The 18,314-nt window shown below is 43.2% G+C and carries 19 protein-coding genes; 14 read left to right on the top strand and 5 right to left on the bottom strand.

From position 1 onward, the window contains the following. The first annotated feature begins 4 nt into the window (after positions 1-4). The 14 genes from NST85_RS18080 (at position 5) to NST85_RS18015 (ending at position 13,395) form a co-directional block, all read left to right on the top strand. The gene (locus NST85_RS18080; protein WP_127190816.1) at positions 5-652 is read left to right on the top strand and encodes a redox-sensing transcriptional repressor Rex; all 648 of its coding nucleotides are present in this window, start codon (positions 5-7) and stop codon (positions 650-652) included. Then, on the top strand, positions 642-1,940 hold the full coding sequence (locus NST85_RS18075; RefSeq protein ID WP_341190031.1) for an amidohydrolase: 1,299 nt from the start codon (positions 642-644) through the stop codon (positions 1,938-1,940). The genes NST85_RS18080 and NST85_RS18075 overlap by 11 nt, the downstream gene beginning before the upstream one ends. A 49-nt stretch (positions 1,941-1,989) precedes the next feature. Further along, positions 1,990-2,475, top strand: coding sequence for a cell wall elongation regulator TseB-like domain-containing protein (locus tag NST85_RS18070; protein ID WP_341190030.1), 486 nt, complete (start codon positions 1,990-1,992; stop codon positions 2,473-2,475). Positions 2,476-2,741: 266 nt separating this feature from the next. Then, positions 2,742-3,275 (top strand): hypothetical protein, encoded by a 534-nt coding sequence (locus NST85_RS18065; protein ID WP_341190029.1) that lies wholly within the window; start codon positions 2,742-2,744, stop codon positions 3,273-3,275. Further along, complete coding sequence (locus tag NST85_RS18060; protein ID WP_341190028.1) at positions 3,268-4,770, top strand: AAA family ATPase; 1,503 nt, start codon at positions 3,268-3,270, stop codon at positions 4,768-4,770. Before NST85_RS18065 ends, NST85_RS18060 begins: the two co-directional genes overlap by 8 nt. Before the next feature lie 136 nt (positions 4,771-4,906). Then, positions 4,907-5,779 (top strand): 3-hydroxyacyl-CoA dehydrogenase family protein, encoded by an 873-nt coding sequence (locus NST85_RS18055; RefSeq protein ID WP_127190811.1) that lies wholly within the window; start codon positions 4,907-4,909, stop codon positions 5,777-5,779. Beyond that, complete coding sequence (locus NST85_RS18050) at positions 5,776-6,981, top strand: acetate/propionate family kinase (RefSeq protein ID WP_127190810.1); 1,206 nt, start codon at positions 5,776-5,778, stop codon at positions 6,979-6,981. The genes NST85_RS18055 and NST85_RS18050 overlap by 4 nt, the downstream gene beginning before the upstream one ends. 37 nt (positions 6,982-7,018) lie before the next feature. After that, a complete protein-coding gene (asnS, locus tag NST85_RS18045; RefSeq protein ID WP_341190027.1) occupies positions 7,019-8,314 on the top strand; it encodes an asparagine--tRNA ligase in 1,296 nt (431 codons plus the stop codon). Positions 8,315-8,372: 58 nt separating this feature from the next. Continuing rightward, positions 8,373-9,062, top strand: a complete 690-nt coding sequence (locus NST85_RS18040) for a DnaD domain-containing protein (protein ID WP_341190026.1) — start codon at positions 8,373-8,375, stop codon at positions 9,060-9,062. A gap of 121 nt (positions 9,063-9,183) precedes the next feature. Next, positions 9,184-10,095 (top strand): ATP-grasp domain-containing protein, encoded by a 912-nt coding sequence (locus tag NST85_RS18035; RefSeq protein ID WP_246053983.1) that lies wholly within the window; start codon positions 9,184-9,186, stop codon positions 10,093-10,095. Between the two features lie 490 nt (positions 10,096-10,585). Next, a complete protein-coding gene (locus NST85_RS18030) occupies positions 10,586-11,116 on the top strand; it encodes an RNA polymerase sigma factor (RefSeq protein WP_341190025.1) in 531 nt (176 codons plus the stop codon). After that, the gene (locus tag NST85_RS18025) at positions 11,113-11,562 is read left to right on the top strand and encodes a hypothetical protein (RefSeq protein WP_127190805.1); all 450 of its coding nucleotides are present in this window, start codon (positions 11,113-11,115) and stop codon (positions 11,560-11,562) included. The genes NST85_RS18030 and NST85_RS18025 overlap by 4 nt, the downstream gene beginning before the upstream one ends. Positions 11,563-11,585: 23 nt before the next feature. Beyond that, positions 11,586-12,695, top strand: coding sequence for a hypothetical protein (locus NST85_RS18020; protein WP_341190024.1), 1,110 nt, complete (start codon positions 11,586-11,588; stop codon positions 12,693-12,695). Positions 12,696-12,873: 178 nt separating this feature from the next. Continuing rightward, positions 12,874-13,395: a VanZ family protein gene (locus NST85_RS18015; RefSeq protein WP_341190023.1), complete on the top strand. Its 522-nt coding sequence runs from the start codon at positions 12,874-12,876 to the stop codon at positions 13,393-13,395. 208 nt (positions 13,396-13,603) lie between these two features. Here the strand turns inward: NST85_RS18015 and mtnB are convergent, their stop codons facing one another. The 5 genes from mtnB to NST85_RS17990 are packed head-to-tail and all read right to left on the bottom strand — an operon-like array spanning position 13,604 to position 18,305. Further along, positions 13,604-14,245: a methylthioribulose 1-phosphate dehydratase gene (gene mtnB / locus NST85_RS18010; protein ID WP_307395689.1), complete on the bottom strand. Its 642-nt coding sequence runs from the start codon at positions 14,243-14,245 to the stop codon at positions 13,604-13,606. Positions 14,246-14,248: 3 nt separating this feature from the next. Continuing rightward, positions 14,249-14,920 carry a 2-hydroxy-3-keto-5-methylthiopentenyl-1-phosphate phosphatase gene (locus NST85_RS18005; protein WP_341190022.1) on the bottom strand — a complete coding sequence of 224 codons (672 nt, stop codon included), beginning with the start codon at positions 14,918-14,920 and terminating at the stop codon, positions 14,249-14,251. Further along, positions 14,917-16,140, bottom strand: a complete 1,224-nt coding sequence (locus NST85_RS18000; RefSeq protein ID WP_341190021.1) for a 2,3-diketo-5-methylthiopentyl-1-phosphate enolase — start codon at positions 16,138-16,140, stop codon at positions 14,917-14,919. The genes NST85_RS18005 and NST85_RS18000 overlap by 4 nt, the downstream gene beginning before the upstream one ends. Further along, positions 16,137-17,003 (bottom strand): pyrroline-5-carboxylate reductase, encoded by an 867-nt coding sequence (gene proC, locus NST85_RS17995; RefSeq protein WP_341190020.1) that lies wholly within the window; start codon positions 17,001-17,003, stop codon positions 16,137-16,139. The genes NST85_RS18000 and proC overlap by 4 nt, the downstream gene beginning before the upstream one ends. 54 nt (positions 17,004-17,057) lie before the next feature. Continuing rightward, positions 17,058-18,305: a glutamate-5-semialdehyde dehydrogenase gene (locus NST85_RS17990; RefSeq protein ID WP_341190019.1), complete on the bottom strand. Its 1,248-nt coding sequence runs from the start codon at positions 18,303-18,305 to the stop codon at positions 17,058-17,060. Positions 18,306-18,314: the final 9 nt, after the last annotated feature.

Below are 18,314 nucleotides of genomic sequence, written 5' to 3'. Positions count from 1 at the left end.
ATGCATGAAATCAGAAAAAATATCGGATGCCGTGGTACGAAGATTACCCGTTTACTTACGTTTTCTAAATCAATTAAGTCAAAGGGAAGTACCTACAGTTTCCTCACAAGAGTTGGGTCAGAAACTGGCACTCAATCCGGCACAAATTCGTAAGGATCTTGCCTATTTTGGTGATTTCGGTCGTAAAGGGATTGGATACGACGTTTCTTATCTGATTGAGAAAATTCGTCAAATTTTAAACTTGGACCAACAAATTAATGTAGCTTTGGTCGGAGCTGGTAACTTGGGACAAGCGCTTTCCAATTACAATGCTTACTTGAAGGATAATATGAAAATTGTGAGTATTTTTGATGCCTTTCCGTCGAAGATTGGTAGCAAAATCAATAATATTACGGTACAACCAATAGAGGAACTAGTAGAATCGGTCAAACAGAATAATATCCGAATCGGGATTATTACAGTTCCGGATACAGAGGCGCAGCGAGTAGCTGATGTTCTAGTAGCCGCTGGGGTAGAAGCGATTCTCAATTTCGCTCCTACAATTCTGAAGGTCCCACCTGAGGTGCGTATTCATGCGGCCGATTTTACAACGGACCTCCTGAGTTTAGCCTATTATTTGAATGGAAAGGAAACAGAATTAGATGAGTCATAAGTGGTTAATTAAAAATGGGACGATAGCGGTAATGGACGATGCACGTCCCGTAGTTAATGGTTATATGTTGGTTGAGGGAGATACGATAACGTATATTGGTGAGGAACGTCCTGAAGGTGCAGAAGGAGCAGAAATTTTTGATGGAGCAGGCCTTCTCTTCCTTCCAGGTTTGGTAAATACGCACGGACATGCGGCGATGTCACTGTTACGTGGGTATGGGGATGATCTTGCCCTACAAGTTTGGCTTCAAGATAAAATGTGGCCTATGGAGGCTAAATTTACAGGTAGTGATGTGTATTGGGGGACTTCATTGTCCGTGCTTGAAATGCTAAAAGGTGGGACGACGACCTTTCTAGATATGTATGACCATATGGACCAAGTGGCCAAAGTAGTAGAAGAATCGGGTATACGTGCTGTTCTTATGCGTGGTGCAATTGGGTTCTGCTCTGAAGATGAACAACGCCAGAAGTTAAATGAAGCTGTTGGATTTGCTCGTGACTGGCATGGTAAAGCAGACGGGCGGATCACAACGATGCTCTCACCACATTCACCTTATACTTGTGCACCTAATTTCTTCGAGAAATTTGTTCAGGCAGCCCACGATCTTAACTTGCCGTTACATACGCATATGTCGGAGACTAAGACTGAAGTGGAACAAAATGTGAGTAATTATGGCGTACGACCGGTTCAACATTTACTCAATATGGGTATGTTCTCTCGTCCATCACTGGTTGCACATGCTGTGCATTTGAACGATGAGGAGATCGAAATTCTGGCAGCACATCAAGTAGGAGTATCCCATAATCCAGGTAGCAATCTAAAGCTCGCTAGCGGTGTTGCTCGAGTGCCTGAATTACTCAAAGCGGGTGTTACCGTTTCACTTGGTACAGATGGTGCTGCTAGCAATAATAACCTTGATATGTTTGAGGAAATCCGGTTGGCTGCATTGATTCATAAAGGGGTATCTGGTGATCCAACTGCTGTACCGGCATTACAAGCACTCAAGATGGGTACAGAGTATGGTGCTAAGTCAGTTTTCTTACAGGATACGGGCAAATTGGCCCAGGGAATGAAGGCCGATTTTATTGCTCTGAATACGGAGCAGGCTCATTTTCTGCCAAGAACCGATTATATTTCTCATGCAGTGTATTCGGCCGGAGCGAAAGATGTGGAGCATGTTTGGGTGAACGGCAAACAAGTGATTAAGAATGGTGCTGCGCTGACTATTGACGAAGAAAAAGTGCGTTATGAAGCGCAAGCAGCTTATGAAGGATTGTTATCTCGTTAATTCGTCGTCATAGCTCAAACAAGTCATTAACGGGGAGTGGAAGAGAAGGTTGAAGAAGAAAACCAAATGGATACTAATCTCTATCCTAACCCTGCTGCTCGTGCTCTTTGGTCTTCACCGTTTCTATATCTATATCCAACAGGATTTGTGGAGCGGCGAGCAAGCCGCGGTAGTACGAGCACAGCAGGAAGCCGGTATTAGCGATGTTAAGAAAGTATATAAATCGGTTTGGGATGAAGTGTGCTGGGTTGTAGAAGGTAAGGATGAATCGGGGCAAGCAGTCATGGTATGGATTCAAGAAGGAAAAGAATCCCGAGTAGTCCCTCTCTCAGAAGGAACAACGGAAGCCCAGGTCAAAGCGATCATACATGAACGCTTTCCGGAAATTGATATTGTAAGATTGGTTCCTGGAATTTATAACGATCAATTAGTGTGGCAGTTATTTTATAAAGAGAACGCACATCATTATTATCGTTTCTACAATTTCAGCAGCGGCGAACCACTCTCTGAGGTGTTTACACTACCGAATCGCTAGGTAATTACATTTAAATAAGCCATGTGCACGAATGTTGATAATGAACATTTTGCACATGGCTTATTTTTGTGGTGTATGCATAGTTTAAACTGCGAAATAATATAAAATTTTAAATATAGTCACACCTTCCATTCGAATTAGTGTGTATGATGTGATATACTTCTATTTGTTGAAATGATATACGATTAGTATATCGATATAGTCGGAAAATAGTATACTAGTTAATATATATCAACACATATTATCATCATAAGGGGGACATCAAAGTGAAACTTCGTACCTGGCCGATTGTTGTAACGGTTGCGGTATCAGCACTGTTGTTGTTTGGTGGGTGGTTTGCTTATCGCCAGTGGGTGGTTGAAAATCCCCTAAAAAAACTGGTGACGGAATATGAGGGTGTAAATGCTGTTCAGTTTGATATTACCCGCACTGAGGTTGATTTGAAACTGAAATTAGAACCAGGAACCGATATTAGCGGTTTGGTCAAACATATAGAACAGGACGGAAAAGGAATTATCGGAAATCGCACACTGAAATTGGATGTTGAGGATATTTCCTCACCTGCTCTAGATAAATTATGGGAGCAGGCATTGTTCTCCGTAGCACAGGCGATGGAGAACAAACAATATACAGAGATCACAGCTACCTTGGAGAAGCTAGAGCAACAAGATAGCTCATTACAGACGAGTGCGGAAATAGATGATAAAAATGTGTACATTACTTTGACTAATGGAGAAAATAGCAAATTTATTATCTTGCCTCGCATTCCGCAGAAAATGGGGGTATGGTCCAATGCGTAAATCAATGATTGAGGTTGCGATTGGATTTGTGCCAGTATTTTTGATTTTCTTGGCTTATATAGGGGTGAATATTGTACCCATTATTATTGTTCTGATCATGCTTGCAGCCCTATTTGCAGTAGCTAAATCACGAGGAGGAATTGCGGTTGGTGCTCTGCAAGGTCGTAATCGAAAGAAGAAGGGGATAGACAAGTTAACATTTGAAGAAATTGGGGGTCAAGAGAGCGCTAAGCAGGAGCTTAGAGAAGCACTTGATTTTCTAGTTCGTCTTGATGATATTAAGAACTTTGGTATTAGACCTATCAAGGGTATTCTACTAACTGGTCCTCCCGGAACTGGGAAGACGTTGTTGGCTAAAGCCGCTGCACAATATACAGACGCGGTTTTCGTTACAGCTTCGGGTAGTGAATTCGTGGAGATGTATGTTGGTGTGGGTGCGGGACGCATCCGCGATCTGTTCAAAGATGCCCGAACTCGTGCTGTGAAAGAGAAAAAAGAAAATGCGGTTATTTTTATCGATGAAATTGATGTGATTGGTGGTAAAAGGGAAGGTGGTCAGCAAAGGGAGTATGATCAGACACTCAACCAATTACTCACTGAAATGGATGGAATGTATTCTTCGGAAACACCACGAATTCTGCTCGTAGCAGCTACCAACCGGAAAGAAATGCTCGATAGTGCGCTGCTGCGTCCTGGTCGGTTTGATCGGCATATTCAAGTGGATCTTCCTGATAAGAAAGGCCGTAGACACATTTTGGAACTTCATGCGAAGAACAAACCGCTTGCGCAAAATGTAAGTCTGGATAAAGTTGCTGAGGAAACCTATGGTTTCTCGGGGGCTCAACTTGAAAGTGTAATGAATGAAGCCGCTATTTATGCCATGCGTGATCATCAAACTGAGATTAACCAAAATTATTTATCGCTAGCGATTGACAAAGTCATGATGGGTGAGAAGACGGACCGTGAATCGACGGAGGAAGAAAAGCGCCGTGTTGCGGTTCATGAATTGGGCCATGCTGTAGCTGCTGAAGTTGTTTCTCCTGGAAGTGTAAATCAAGTCGTCCTTAGCCCGCGTGGAAGGGCACTAGGTTATGTTCGGCATAATCCTCAGGAAGAGAAATACCTGTATACCAAGGGTTATTTAGAAGGTCAGATCATGGTTACGCTGGCTGGTGCGGCTGCAGAAGAGATTTATTACGGCGGACGTAGCACAGGTTCAAGTAATGATTTTGAGCAGGCATTAAATATTGTCCATACGATGTTGACATCGGGAATGACTTCGCTCGGTATCGTCAATATGGATATGGTGACCAAAGAAGTGCTTATGAAAGAGAACGCCTTAATTCTGGACGAATTATTTTCAAGAACAAAACAGCTATTAATGGATCATTCTGCTGTATTTGATCGATCACTGGATATCCTGTTGAGTGAGGAAAGACTCTCTGGTGAACAATTTCGTTGTCAATTTCGTGACAGTATCACATTACCGGCATAAAAAATGATGCCGGTTATTTTTTTTTACTTTTTGCTCGTGCTAAGATATTATTAGATGTTGGGTATAAAACATTGTATTATTCGACACGAAGGGTACAATATATGTAGAGACCACGAAAGGATGGAGCGACTGAATTATGAATTTTAAAAGAATAGGTGTCATTGGTGGCGGTACGATGGGCCAAGGCATCAGCGAAATGTTGGCGGCTAAAGGACTAGATGTATTACTTGTAGAAGAAACTCCAGAAAAATTAAACCATGCGTACAGCATGATAGAGACGAGCCTGGATAAGCAGCTTGAGAAATGGGCGATTACCAAGGCGGAGAAGAAACTTATCTTATCTAAAATTCATAAAGTAACCCATTTTGCCGAACTAGGCACCTGCGATATGGTGATCGAGACCATTTCGGAAGATTTGGATGCAAAAAAGGAAATATTCAAGCAGCTTGATCAAGTGTGCCCAAGCAATATCCTGCTTGCGAGCAATACATCAACGCTTAGCTTAACAGAAATTGCTGGTTCGACGATGTATCCGGAACGCGTAATCGGTATGCACTTTATTTATCCGGTATCTCGGATTAATCTGGTAGAGATTATTCGTGGCTTGAAGACATCAGAGTCGACCTTTGAAGATACAAGACGCTTCGTTGAAGAAGTTGTCGATAAACGGGGTGTTATGGTTTATGAATCCCCTGGTTTTGTTACATCACGAATTATTTGCACGATGATCAATGAAGCACTTCACGTGCTTGGTGAAGGCGTTGCAACTGCTGAAGATATTGATGCTGCAATGCGCATCGGTTATCAATTCCAGTATGGCCCGCTCGAAATGGCTGACCGTTTCGGTCTGGATTCTGTATTGGCTGCTCTTGAGCGTATGTTCCGTGAATTTGGTGAGTTGAAATACCGTCCTTCCTTTGTGTTGAAGAAAATGGTTCGTGCAGGTAATCTTGGTGTTAAAACCGGCGAAGGATTTTTCAAATACGACAAGGATGGTGACCGGACATGAAAGTACTAGTAATCAACTCAGGAAGTTCTTCTTTGAAATACCAACTATATGATATGACTGATGAATCAGTTCTGGCAAAAGGACTAGTAGAACGGATCGGAATGGATTCATCCATTCTGAATCATAAACCTACGGGTAAAGAAGAAGTGACAGAAGTCAGTGAAATCCTTGAACATAACACAGCGATTCGTAAAGTGCTTGATATGCTGACAGATCCAGAACATGGCGTGTTAGAGTCCGTGGGAGAGATTCAAGCTGTCGGTCACCGCGTTGTACATGGTGGGGAAGCATTTAAAGGTTCCGTACTTGTTACTGGCGAAGTGAAATCAGAAATTCGCCGTTTGTTTGACTTGGCGCCTTTGCACAACCCACCAGCAATTATGGGGATTACAGCTGCTGAGAGAAATATGCCAGGAGTTCCTCAGGTTGTGGCATTTGATACGGCTTTCCATCAAACAATGGATGAGAAAGTATATTTGTACCCTATTCCGAAAGTATTGTATAAGAAACATCATGTTCGTCGTTACGGCGCACACGGTACTTCTCATGAATATGTAAGTAAAGCTGCTGCAGAATATTTGGATCGTCCAATTGAAGACTTGAAGATCATTACTTGTCATATTGGTAATGGTGCAAGTTTAACAGCTGTTAAGGGTGGCAAATCTGTAGATACTTCTATGGGATTAACACCACTTGAAGGCTTAATGATGGGAACTCGTAGTGGGGATCTAGATCCAGCTATTGTTACCTTTGTTATGAACAAAGAGGAATTGTCGCTAAGTGAAGTAAACTCAATGTTGAACAAACATAGTGGATTGCTTGCTATCTCTGGCTCAAGTAGCGATATGCGTGATATTACAGACGGTTGGGAAGCTGGCGAACCAAATGAAACGCTTGCTTTTGAAATGTACGAATATCGTCTTCGCAAATACATTGGTTCATATGCTGCGGCAATGAATGGTGTTGATGTGATCGTATTTACAGCAGGTGTTGGTGAAAATTCCGCGATCGTTCGGGAAAAAGTATGTCAGAACCTGACTTATCTTGGTGTGGAATTAGATAAAGAACTCAACAAAATTCGCTCTGGGGATCCACGTCGTATTTCAACTCCGAATTCGAAGGTTGAAGTACTCGTTATTCCAACGAACGAAGAACTAGTGATTGCTCGTGATACACATCGTATCGTACAGGAAGAAAAATAATATAAATATTTTGTTACGTTAGAGGAGAGATTGTGTCATGGCGAGCAAAACCGTGATCCGTCAGGTTAATGAATACGTCGATCAGACCGTTATTATCGGTAGTTGGCTGAACAATAAACGTTCCAGTGGTAAAATCCAGTTCCTGCAACTTCGTGATGGAACTGGTTATATTCAAGGTGTAGTAGTGAAGAGCGAAGTGTCAGAAGAAACTTGGGATCGTGCCAAAAGTTTGACACAAGAAACTTCGATGTATGTGACAGGTGTAATTCGTGAGGAACCACGTAGTGCATCTGGTTATGAGATGACAGTAACTGAGATTGAAATAATTCATTTAACCGAGAATTATCCGATCACTCCGAAGGAGCATGGGGTTGATTTCCTTATGGATCACCGTCATTTATGGCTTCGTTCGGCGAAACAACGAGCTGTTATGGTTATTCGTGCAGAAATTATCCGTGCTGTGCAACAGTTCTTCGATCAGAATGGATTTACCTTGGTGGATCCACCGATCTTGACTCCAACATCAGCAGAAGGTACAACTAACCTATTCCATACGAAGTATTTTGAAGAGGACGCATACTTAACACAAAGTGGCCAACTCTATATGGAAGCTGCGGCGATGGCCCTTGGTAAAGTTTATTCCTTCGGTCCAACATTCCGTGCCGAGAAATCTAAGACACGTCGTCACTTAATCGAGTTTTGGATGATTGAACCGGAAATGGCTTTTGTTGATCATGAAGAGAGTTTGAAAGTGCAAGAACAGTTCATCTCACATGTTGTGCAATCCGTATTGACGAATTGCCGTGCTGAATTGGAAGCGGTAGGTCGCGATATCTCCAAGCTGGAGAATATTACGGTTCCTTTCCCACGGATTACTTACGATGAAGCTATTGAATTCCTGCACAGCAAAGATTTTGATATTCCTTGGGGTGATGATTTTGGTGCACCTCATGAAACAGCAATTGCAGAGAATTATGATAAGCCAGTATTTATTACTCATTATCCTGCCAGCTTTAAGGCATTCTATATGAAGCCTGACCCGAATCGCCCAGAAGTAGTTCTGTGTGCGGATATGATCGCTCCTGAAGGTTATGGTGAAATCATCGGAGGATCTCAGCGTATTGACGATCTGGAACTGATGGAGGCCCGTTTCAAGGAACATGATCTTTCACCAGAAGCATATCAATGGTACATGGATCTGCGTAAATACGGTTCGGTACCGCATTCTGGCTTTGGTTTAGGGCTTGAACGTACTGTGGCTTGGATTTGTGGACTAGATCACGTGCGGGAGACAATTCCGTTCCCACGTACGTTGTATCGCCTTTATCCGTAATTAGGTTATGGAAGTTTATTCACCTGACTTGTAGTGAAATGAAGAAAGGTGAGAAAGTATGGCTATGACTGAAGGTTGGAAAGTCTGGGCTAAAGGAATATCGTTCGGAATGGAAGTCGGAACGGTCAATGTGCCGTATGCACTTCTCTCTCATTATCGTAAGCTTCATCTCAATGATGCTGAAGTCATGCTTCTTATGCAATTACTGGCTTTTCTTCAGGCGGAGCACAATGATTTTCCTTCTATTGACGAATTAGAACAGCGGATGGGAACATCCACTGGAACAGTAGCTACCATGATTCGGCGCCTGATGAAAGATGGATGGATTGCGATTGATGAGGAGAAAGACGAGACGACGGGAATCCATTCCGAGCGATACAATTTGTCTGGAATGTATGATCGGCTTGGGCAATATATTGCTGAAGAGCGGGCAACCGCTCGGCAAAGCATGAGGGACCGCGAGGTTTCGCCACAGCCGCAAGAGGACCAGGTTCGAAATCTATTCGTTATTTTTGAGAAAGAATTTGCTCGTCCATTGTCGCCAATGGAGTGTGAAACAATCTCAGGTTGGATTGATCAAGACGGTTATCCTGAGGAACTTATTCTATTGTCGCTTAAGGAAGCTGTGTTTGCTGGGAAAGTACATTTTCGATACATTGATCGTATCCTTCTTGAGTGGAGCCGGAACCGCGTGCAAACCGCTGAGGATGCCAAGGCATACACGCAAAAGTTCCGTGGCCGTTCATAAAAACGAATAGAAGATGATGATAAGTAAAGAAGCAGTTCACCTTACGAAGGTGGGCTGTTTCTTTTTGTTTTGTATGTTATTCTGAAGTAGTAAGATTTTGGGGCCTATGTGGCGGGAGGCAATGAACTTGAGAGGCTGGATCATTTACAAGAGTGGCGCAAATGAAGTGAAGCCTGAGACGTTTGAACTCGGTCGTCTAGTTCGAGAGGCTGAGAAGCAAGATATTGATATCCGGGTTTTATCACCCGAACAGTTTGAACTGATTGTGACACGTGATGATCGCAAAAGTGTAATGGTAGACGGTGAAGTGCAGCAATTACCGGATTTCGTGTTGCCACGAATGGGAGCGGGGACGAATTATTTTGGACTGGCCCTGATTCGTCATCTAGAAAGGCTCGGTGTTCGAACATTTAATTCATCACAGAGTATTGATACTGTAAAGGACAAGCTGTTCACTCTACAAATTTTGGCGGAACATAATCTTCCCGTACCCAAGACTATGTTGATCCGTTCTAAAGTTGATGTTGATCTAGTTGAGAAGCATCTTGGATTCCCCGTCGTAGTGAAGACGATTTCTGGTTCACAAGGAAGCGGCGTATTCTTAGCAGAGACGAGATCTAAGTTCATTGATTTGCTCGAGATGATTAGTGCTTACAAAGAGAATGCTACTATGATTTTACAGGAGTTCGTAGAGTCGAGTCGCGGAATAGATCTTCGTGTTATTACTATTGGCGGTAGAGCTGTCGCCGCAATGAAACGTATTTCTGGAAGTGATAGTTTCAAAGCTAACTATTCTCGTGGCGGTTTAGTAGAGCCCTTCGAGATCAATGCCGAAATTGAATGGCTGGCATTGGAAACTTCACGCCTACTGAATCTGGACATTGCCGGGATTGATCTACTATTCGATGGGGACCATTACAAAATCTGTGAAGCAAATTCCTCCCCTGGATTTGAAGGACTTGAATCATGCTGCAATGTTAACATTTCCGAGGAAATCTATAACTTTCTGAGAGTTCGTCTTAATCGTTTTTAACTATACTACAACAAAAATTGGTAGAGGTGTCTGTATACAGACGCCTCTTTTTAGTGTGTTATTATAGGTTGAACCTACTATATAGATTGTTTCTGAGAGGACGGAATGTCCCGAAGAAGCGGGGTGGTCATCTGACGTCAGTACTATACGGCTCTAAACCGTAATCAGTGCTTGTTAATAGAAGAAGTATATGCAGATCATAGAGCGAAGAGGGCGGAATTGTCCTGAAGAAGCGCAGCGGTCGCCTTTGCCTCCAAATTTTTACCGCTATAGCGATATATTCAAACAAATTTGGAGGCAACAGCGATCGTAAGGATAATCCGTCCGCGTAGTGGTATTGATCTACATGATGCTTTTTATCAAACACTGAATTAGTGTTGAGCCAAATAAACTTTTAAAAAGTTTTATTTTCATGCAGGGGTAAGCCATACTTGTATCGTTTACTATATTGGGGAAGGAGGAGAGAACTATTGATGTAGAATCACTTATATTGAAATTTCAACAGGGCGATACTGATACTTTTCGCGAAATAGTGCAAGAATACGGGAACTATGTATATCGTGTAACCTATTCTGTACTGCATGATGCGAAGGAAGCGGAAGATGCAGCCCAAGAAACATTCCTACAAGTCTATAAGTCTCTCCCCGGTTACCGTTCCCAAGGGTTTAAATCCTGGTTAACTCGTATCACCGTAAACAAAGCGATCGATATGAAACGAAGGCGGGACCGCCGCAGAGAAGAACAGTGGGACCCCGTAGATGTCGCTCTTCAAATCCCTGCGCAGGATGATGATATCCTAAAAGGACTCATAGATAATGAACATAGCCAACAAATTCAAGATAAAATCTCACAACTTCCGCCGGGACATCGTGATATTGTAACGGCATTTTATCTAGAGGAAAAAGGATATGAAGAAATTGCAGCGGATCAGCAAATCGCTGTGAAAACAGTAGAATCGAGATTATACCGTGCAAGAGCTTGGATTCGCGAACATTGGAAGAAGGAGGAGGAGTGGAGATGAATAAGCCGGGCGACAACAAGGAAAATGTCTGGAAAGAATATATTCGTAGAGATGCTATTCAACAAAGTGATGAAGAGCTTGAGAGTCTTCTTTTACAAGATGATGAATCTCTGGAGGCGTATATAACGGCGCTGACTTCACTCGAACATGAACTGCCTAATTTGTTAGATCAGAAGCGATTCACTGATAAAGTTATGAAGTCGCTGCCTATCGATGAACTCGGGCCTAAAGTTTCTAGTCTGCCAAAGTGGCCACGTAAGTGGAGTAGGCATCCTTTATTCCATTATGTTATAGCAGCATCTGTAACTGTCATTCTAATGTCTTGTGGCTTGTTCGATTTTTTGACTTTCGGTGCAGAACAAGTTATCCACCAGACGGATAGGCCGTCGATTAGTCAACAACTGCTTGATAAGACTTCGGGATGGATTGATAAACTTAAACCGTGATTTACTAGAAAGGATGAATGAATTTGCCATATTATCGTAATAGATTGTTAGCCTTGATTCTGAACTTCATTCCTGGCCTGGGCCATTTATACTGGGGTCGAAAAGGAAGGGGGATCATTTACCCGATCTTTTTCTTTGGGGGATTGCTTGGGGGAGCATTCTTGGCTATGGTATTCAACGAGGGTGGGATCTTCGCTGTTGCTGCTACAGGGGGGCTCATTCTCTGGGTTATATCTATGCTTGATCTTCTAATTCTGTTGTTGAAACAGCCTAAAGGCAGGGAGAGGGAGCTGTCGGACCAGTATTCCGAAGATCCCATGTTACGAAGCGATGAGTCAGCAGAACGATTCTATACCATATTGTTGTCATTTATCCCTGGTCTAGGACATTTCCAATTGGGCCTGATGCAGCGGGGATTGTCGTTTCTCATATCCTTCTTTGGACTGATCACCATGATGTTATTCATTACTAGTGTTACAAATCAATCTGTGTTTCTTCTATTTCTCGGTCTGTTGCCAATTATATGGCTATATTGCATGTTCGATGCGGTTCAACTTATTCATCGTAAGCAAGCGGGGGAATTTCTAGTGGATCGTACTCTATTTGACGAGTGGGAATCGGGAAGAACCGAAGGTAAACGCAGTAAAGTACTCGCTACCTTACTCTCGGCTTTTCCAGGTGCAGGACAAATGTATCTGGGTATGCAAAAGAGAGGGTTACAACTTATGGTTTTGTTTCTAGGGAGTTTCTATATTATTGACGTCCTAAGGATGTCGGTGTTTCTATTCATACTTCCCGTGATCTGGTTCTACAGTTTCTTTGACGGACTTCAGTCGACGAGCCGTTATGAAAGAGAGCCGTTAGCAGACATTCTCTTGATCCAAGGTAAACCTAATCATCAGCATTGGATTGGCATAGTACTGGTGCTTCTGGGTATTTATTACGTTGGCATGAATGTGGTGGTCCCTTTATTGAATAATTACTTTCCAGAGTTTCGGCTATACCATCGGATCGACACCTACTTACGTCCGGCCGTGATTTCTCTGCTCCTGATCGGCGGCGGATTGAAGCTATTATCGAAGACAAAGAAACATGACGTATATTGGGATGATGAAGATGACCGATTGAGATAAATGATAGATACCATTCCCCAAAAAAATAGTCTTTAACATGCACTTAACTATCGGCAGATGTGCGCTGTACGGGCGGAATTTAGATGATGTCGAGAATGGCGACTTGATTCACACTGCTGATGAAGATGATGGAAAACGAGATGGATAAAATGAGAACCATTATAAGGAATGGTAAATTATGATAGAAAAATTAAAGAGACGTCAAAAGATATTTACTATGAGTTTATTGGTTGTATATTGCTTAGCACTAACATGGATCATATTATTTAAAATGTGTTTTTCGTTTCAAGATCTCCCTAATTTTAGAGGAGTTAACTTAATTCCATTTGTTGGGTCAGTTATTATTAACAATCAAATTGATTTTAATGAAATTATGAATAATATACTTATTTTTGTTCCATTTGGAATTTATATAAGTATGTTGAAGCCGGATTGGACATTTTTAAAAAGGGTTGCTCCAATAGCAAGTGTAAGTTTGGTGTTTGAAGTATTCCAATTCATATTTGCGATTGGTGCTACCGATATAACCGATTTTATTGGAAATACATTAGGTGGACTTCTTGGGATTGGAGTTTACTTTGTACTCTGCAAATTATTCAAAACTGAAATAAAGACTAATAAAATATTAAATGTCATAGCTTTAATCGGTACAGTTTGCTTCATAGCTTTATTTGGATTATTGATCTTAAATAATGATTAAATAGGAATGGTTGTAAACGTAGCTTGGAAAAACAGTCAGGATAATTGTTAGGGAAAAGGGTTCCTTTTGAGGTTATGTACCTCTTAAAAGGAACCCTTTTATAGCTGAAGTCTAGAATTAAGTTAGGCATAAAGTGCAAACGTAGCGAAGAACCATCCGACTCCGCAGCGTCTTATTGCATATTAGATATTTAAGTTCTGGTTTCACCTCAGCCCAGAGCTAATCTCCGATATTCCACCTCGAAAATAAACTCGAATGCCTCCAAGTGCCGCTTGGCTTCAAACACATTTTTGCCCCAAGCATATATGCCGTGATTACGTAACAGAATACCTGGAATGTCTGATTGTAAGGAGGAAGGAATTAATTTTGCAATGGCTGAAATATCTGCATAATTAGGTAGTACTGGAATTTGTATTGCTGCATTCTCTTCCCAAATGCCGAGCCCTTTGATGAGCTCAATGCCTTGGGCAGGAACAAACCCCTTATCTCCATAACGTTCACTTAATAGACTATTAAATACCGTATGCACATGGAAAATAGCGCCGCAGCCCGTCATGCGGTAAATTTTTGCGTGAATGAGTGTTTCAGCACTCGGTTTAAGTTTGGTTGATTCACAAGCTTCGCCAGAGGCATTTACAAACAGGAAATCCTCAGGTGTATGTACTGACTTGTCCCTGCCGCTAGAGGTTACTGCAAAGTGGAAGTTATCAGGAGAGAAATCACCGACCCGAACAGAGAGATTACCGCTCGTACCAGGGAACCAGCCCCGGGAAGCGAACTGCTCTTTGATGTTTCGCAGATCAGCAAGCGCGGCTTGTTTCTCCTCTAACGTTATATCAGTAAAATTCATCTTCTATCGTTCTCCTTCCCGCTTTATCAGATCATCCCTTATATCGAAGAAAGTCTCAAATGGTGTGTGTGGTACGCCCAATTCTACACATTTCTTAGTCAGAGAAGCACGGGAGTATACCTGGTCGGCTAACTTGGCTCCTTCGAAATCGGTTAGGCTGTCGCCAATGAGGATTCGCTCGTAAAGATCTTGGGGAAAACGTCGCATAACCGTTGCTTTACACATGCCACAGTCGTTATTGCACTCCTCGTCGCACGGATGTGGCCAAGTGATGGTAATATGGTCACCGTCGAATTCAGCACCGTTACAATAAATATGTTCTTTAGGAATGTTATACGGGTCGACTATCGGCTCAAGAAAGAAATCAATGCCTCCACTTGTGATGTAAAACGGAATGTTACGCTCGCGAACATAGCTCAGAAATTCGCCAAAACCCTCACGAATCTGCGCCTGTTGAAGGACGAATTGAGTTACTTCTTCCCGCTCCGTGGAAGGGATTAGGTTGAATAAGATATGGACACCCTTGCGAATGGAAATCTCGTGGGATAATATTCTCTTCATTACATCTTCACTGCCGGCTGGCTTGAAATGCTCCATGATGGCTACGATATTGTCGCTTGTCGTAATCGTTCCATCGAAATCACAGAAAATAACGGGCTGTTTGTTTGTGGTCATCGTGATCCTCCCCAGATGTCTAGTGCTGCTTTTAATTGAGGCATGTGTTCAGCGGCCTGTTCCAATGGTACGCCGTTTAGAGCGGCATCAATGGCTTGCACAAATGCTAGGCCGCCGTTGATGGCTCCGCCAGGATGGCCGTGGATACCGCCTCCAGCGTTAACGACGACATCGGTACCGAAATCTTCTAGAATGCGTGGGACTAGTCCCGGATGGATCCCCGCTGATGGAACCGGAAAGCTAGTTCTAAGCGCAAGTTCAGCACTAAGCAGTTCGCGCTGAATGGCTAAATTTTCTGCTCGTGGCATAACGACCGATCCATATGGTGATGGGAAGAGGACAAGGTCAGCACCCGCAATCCGCATGAGCTTGCCCAGAAGCAAGGATGCAGAAATACCATAATGAGGAGAAGGGTAGAATGCACCAGCTAGAGAAGGGTGAGCAGCAATGGGGACCGTAATATCAGGGTCACTACTAAGCTCATGCAGAACGTCAAAACCGTAGGGCAATACATTGAATAGGAGCGCTGACGCTCCTGCTTCGATAGCCTTTAACGCTTGATCCCTGAGTTGAGATGTGCGTCCTGTAATATTTACAGCATAGAGTAACTTCTTCCCTGTGATTTGCTCCGCCTCTTCAGCGGCTTCTAGACATACTCGAACACGCTGTTCAATGGGGGTAAGAGGGTTCTCAAACAGAATCTCGTCGTCTTTGATGAGGTCCACTCCGCCAAGTGCTTGAGCCATAAATTGCTCCCTAAGCCCATCCAGATCATAACCAATAACGGATTTGAAAATGCTCATAAGAAGAGGTCTTTCCTTCACACCCAGCAACTCACGAATACCGGAGATGCCAAACTTGGGTCCAGGGAATGCACTGAGCAAATCCTTCGATAAGGTTAAGTCGATTAGCTTAATCTTTCCATCCATTGAGATTTTGCCAAAGGTGGTAATCAGTAAGGCAGGAATATCTCGACTAAAATTGATATCCGGGTAAGAAATAGAAACGTCAGCATACCGTTCAACCTGATTTCCACTTTCGGGCTCATGTACCTCAACACGTTCAACATGACCTAAGTGTTTGCGCATTTCATCCTGCTTGGTCCCAGGGAGTTCCGTCCATGTACCCACAGTCATACCAACTGCAATAGACTGGGCTTTACGTTGAAAGTCACCTTTTTCATCATAAATCCTGTAGGTTGCAGTGCAATAACTACTCATAGTAGAGCCTCTTTTACAGCCTCACCCATTTCTCGTGAACGCTCAGCACAACGGTGAACAGCAGCTTTAACCGTTGCCGTGAAATCACCTGCTTCCAAAACTTCAAGTGCCGCTTGCGTGGAGCCATTCGGTGAGGTAATGTCCGCACGAAGTTTGGCTGGATCTTCACCTGTCTCAGTCATCATGGAAGCTGCGCCCTGTACAGTCTGTACTGTCAACTCACGCGCTTGCTCCGGTGTCAGTCCACCTTCGATTCCTGCAGCAATCATAGCTTCCATCATATAGTAAATATAGGCGGGTCCACTGCCGGATATCCCGGTCAGTATTTCCATTTTGGATTCGGGAATGACACTTACTGTACCTACTGCTTGGAACATGGATAGCACTTGGTTGATATGTTCTTGGGATGCTTCCGCCGAGAAAGATATCCCAGTTGCGCCAAGTCCAATTGAGCTAGAAGTATTGGGCATCGTACGAGCTATCGGAGCTTTGACACCGAGCAAAGCTTGCATTGTATCAATTGAGAGCCCTGCAATGACGGAGACGATCAATTGCCCCTCCTTCAGTAGTGGACCAAGTGCTTCGAGGGCGGCTCCAGCGTCCTTGGGCTTCATAGCCAGCACAATGACAGAGGCTTGGGCTAATAATTCATGTTTAGTTTCCTCCGTGTTACCAGTAACAACGCCGTATTTCTCGGACAACTCTTTTAGACGTTCTTGATTACTGCGATTTAGCATTGAAATATGTTCAGGTTTCGCTACGTCGCGCGCAATAAGTCCACGTACAATAGCTTCTGCCATTGAACCAGCACCATTGAAGCAAATGGACAGCGGGGAATTGGATACGGATGTAATTGAGTTCATATAATGGACCTCCTGTCGTTGTGTAGGGATGCATATCAACTGTTACTGCTACGTTTATTGCCGGATTTGGCCGTTACCATCAATGATATATTTACTCGAAGTCAGAGCAGGAAGACCCATTGGACCTCTAGCATGCAACTTCTGGGTGCTAATACCGATCTCTGCTCCATAGCCGAATTCATAGCCGTCAGTGAAGCGGGTAGAGGCATTATGATATACAGCGGCAGCATCAACTTCTTGTTGGAATCGTTCGGCATGAAGTCTGTCATTTGTAACAATACATTCGGAATGTTTGGTTCCGAAACGTTGGATATGAGCCAGAGCTTCATCTAGATCATGAACGACTTTAATATTTAGAATATAATCGTTATATTCAGTAGCAAAATCCTCATCTGAAGCGGGTATTGCCCAATCTACAAATTTTCTTGTTTGATCGCAGCCTCTGAGCTCTACCCCAGCTTCACGGAAACGTAGGGCTAGATCATTTAGATGTGCTCTAGCGAAGGTCTCATGAACGAGCAGAGTTTCGATAGAATTACATACGGATGGACGCTGTACCTTCGCGTTAATCGCAATTGCCGCACTCATTTCCAAATCAGCAGAACCATCAATGTAAGTATGACAAATCCCTGCACCAGTCTCAATGACTGGAACTGTGGCGTTCTGAACGACATTCTGGATAAGCGCACTGCCTCCACGAGGGATTACAACGTCGAGCAGACCGTTGAGCTTCAGCATTTCATCCACGGATGAGCGGTTTGGATCTTCAATCAATTGAACAGCATGGCTTGGGATGGCGCTTGTGGCCAAGGCACTGTGGATAATTTCCACAATTTTGCGATTTGACGAAAGTGCTGATGAACCACCACGAAGGACAACGGCGTTCCCCGTTTTCAAGCATAGACCCACGGCATCGACGGTCACATTTGGACGAGCTTCATAAATGATGCCTATCACACCGAGTGGTACACGTTTCTTAACAATATGCAACCCATTAGGGCGATCTATCGTTTCAAGGATATCGCCAACTGGATCAGGTAGATCGACAATTTGTCTAAGTCCCTCAGCGATGTCTTTGATTCGCTCATGATTAAGTGCCAGTCGGTCTAGCAATGAGGTAGATGTCCCATTCTCCCGTCCGCGAATCAAGTCTTCTTCATTCGCAGCGATGATGGCATCACTCCCTGCAATAAGTGCTGTAGCTGTAATCTGCAGAGCCTCATTTTTTTGTTCGGTCGTCAGACGATTCAGTATAGAAGTTGTTTGTTTAGCAAGCTCGGCTTTTTGTCTTACTTCACTCATTGTGTAACC

Origin of the sequence: Paenibacillus sp. FSL K6-2524, assembly GCF_038005525.1 — a bacterium.
Classification (GTDB): Bacteria; Bacillota; Bacilli; order Paenibacillales; family Paenibacillaceae; genus Fontibacillus; species Fontibacillus anaericanus.
Note: the sequence above shows the minus strand (reverse complement) of the source record. Positions and strands in the feature narration are given on the sequence as shown.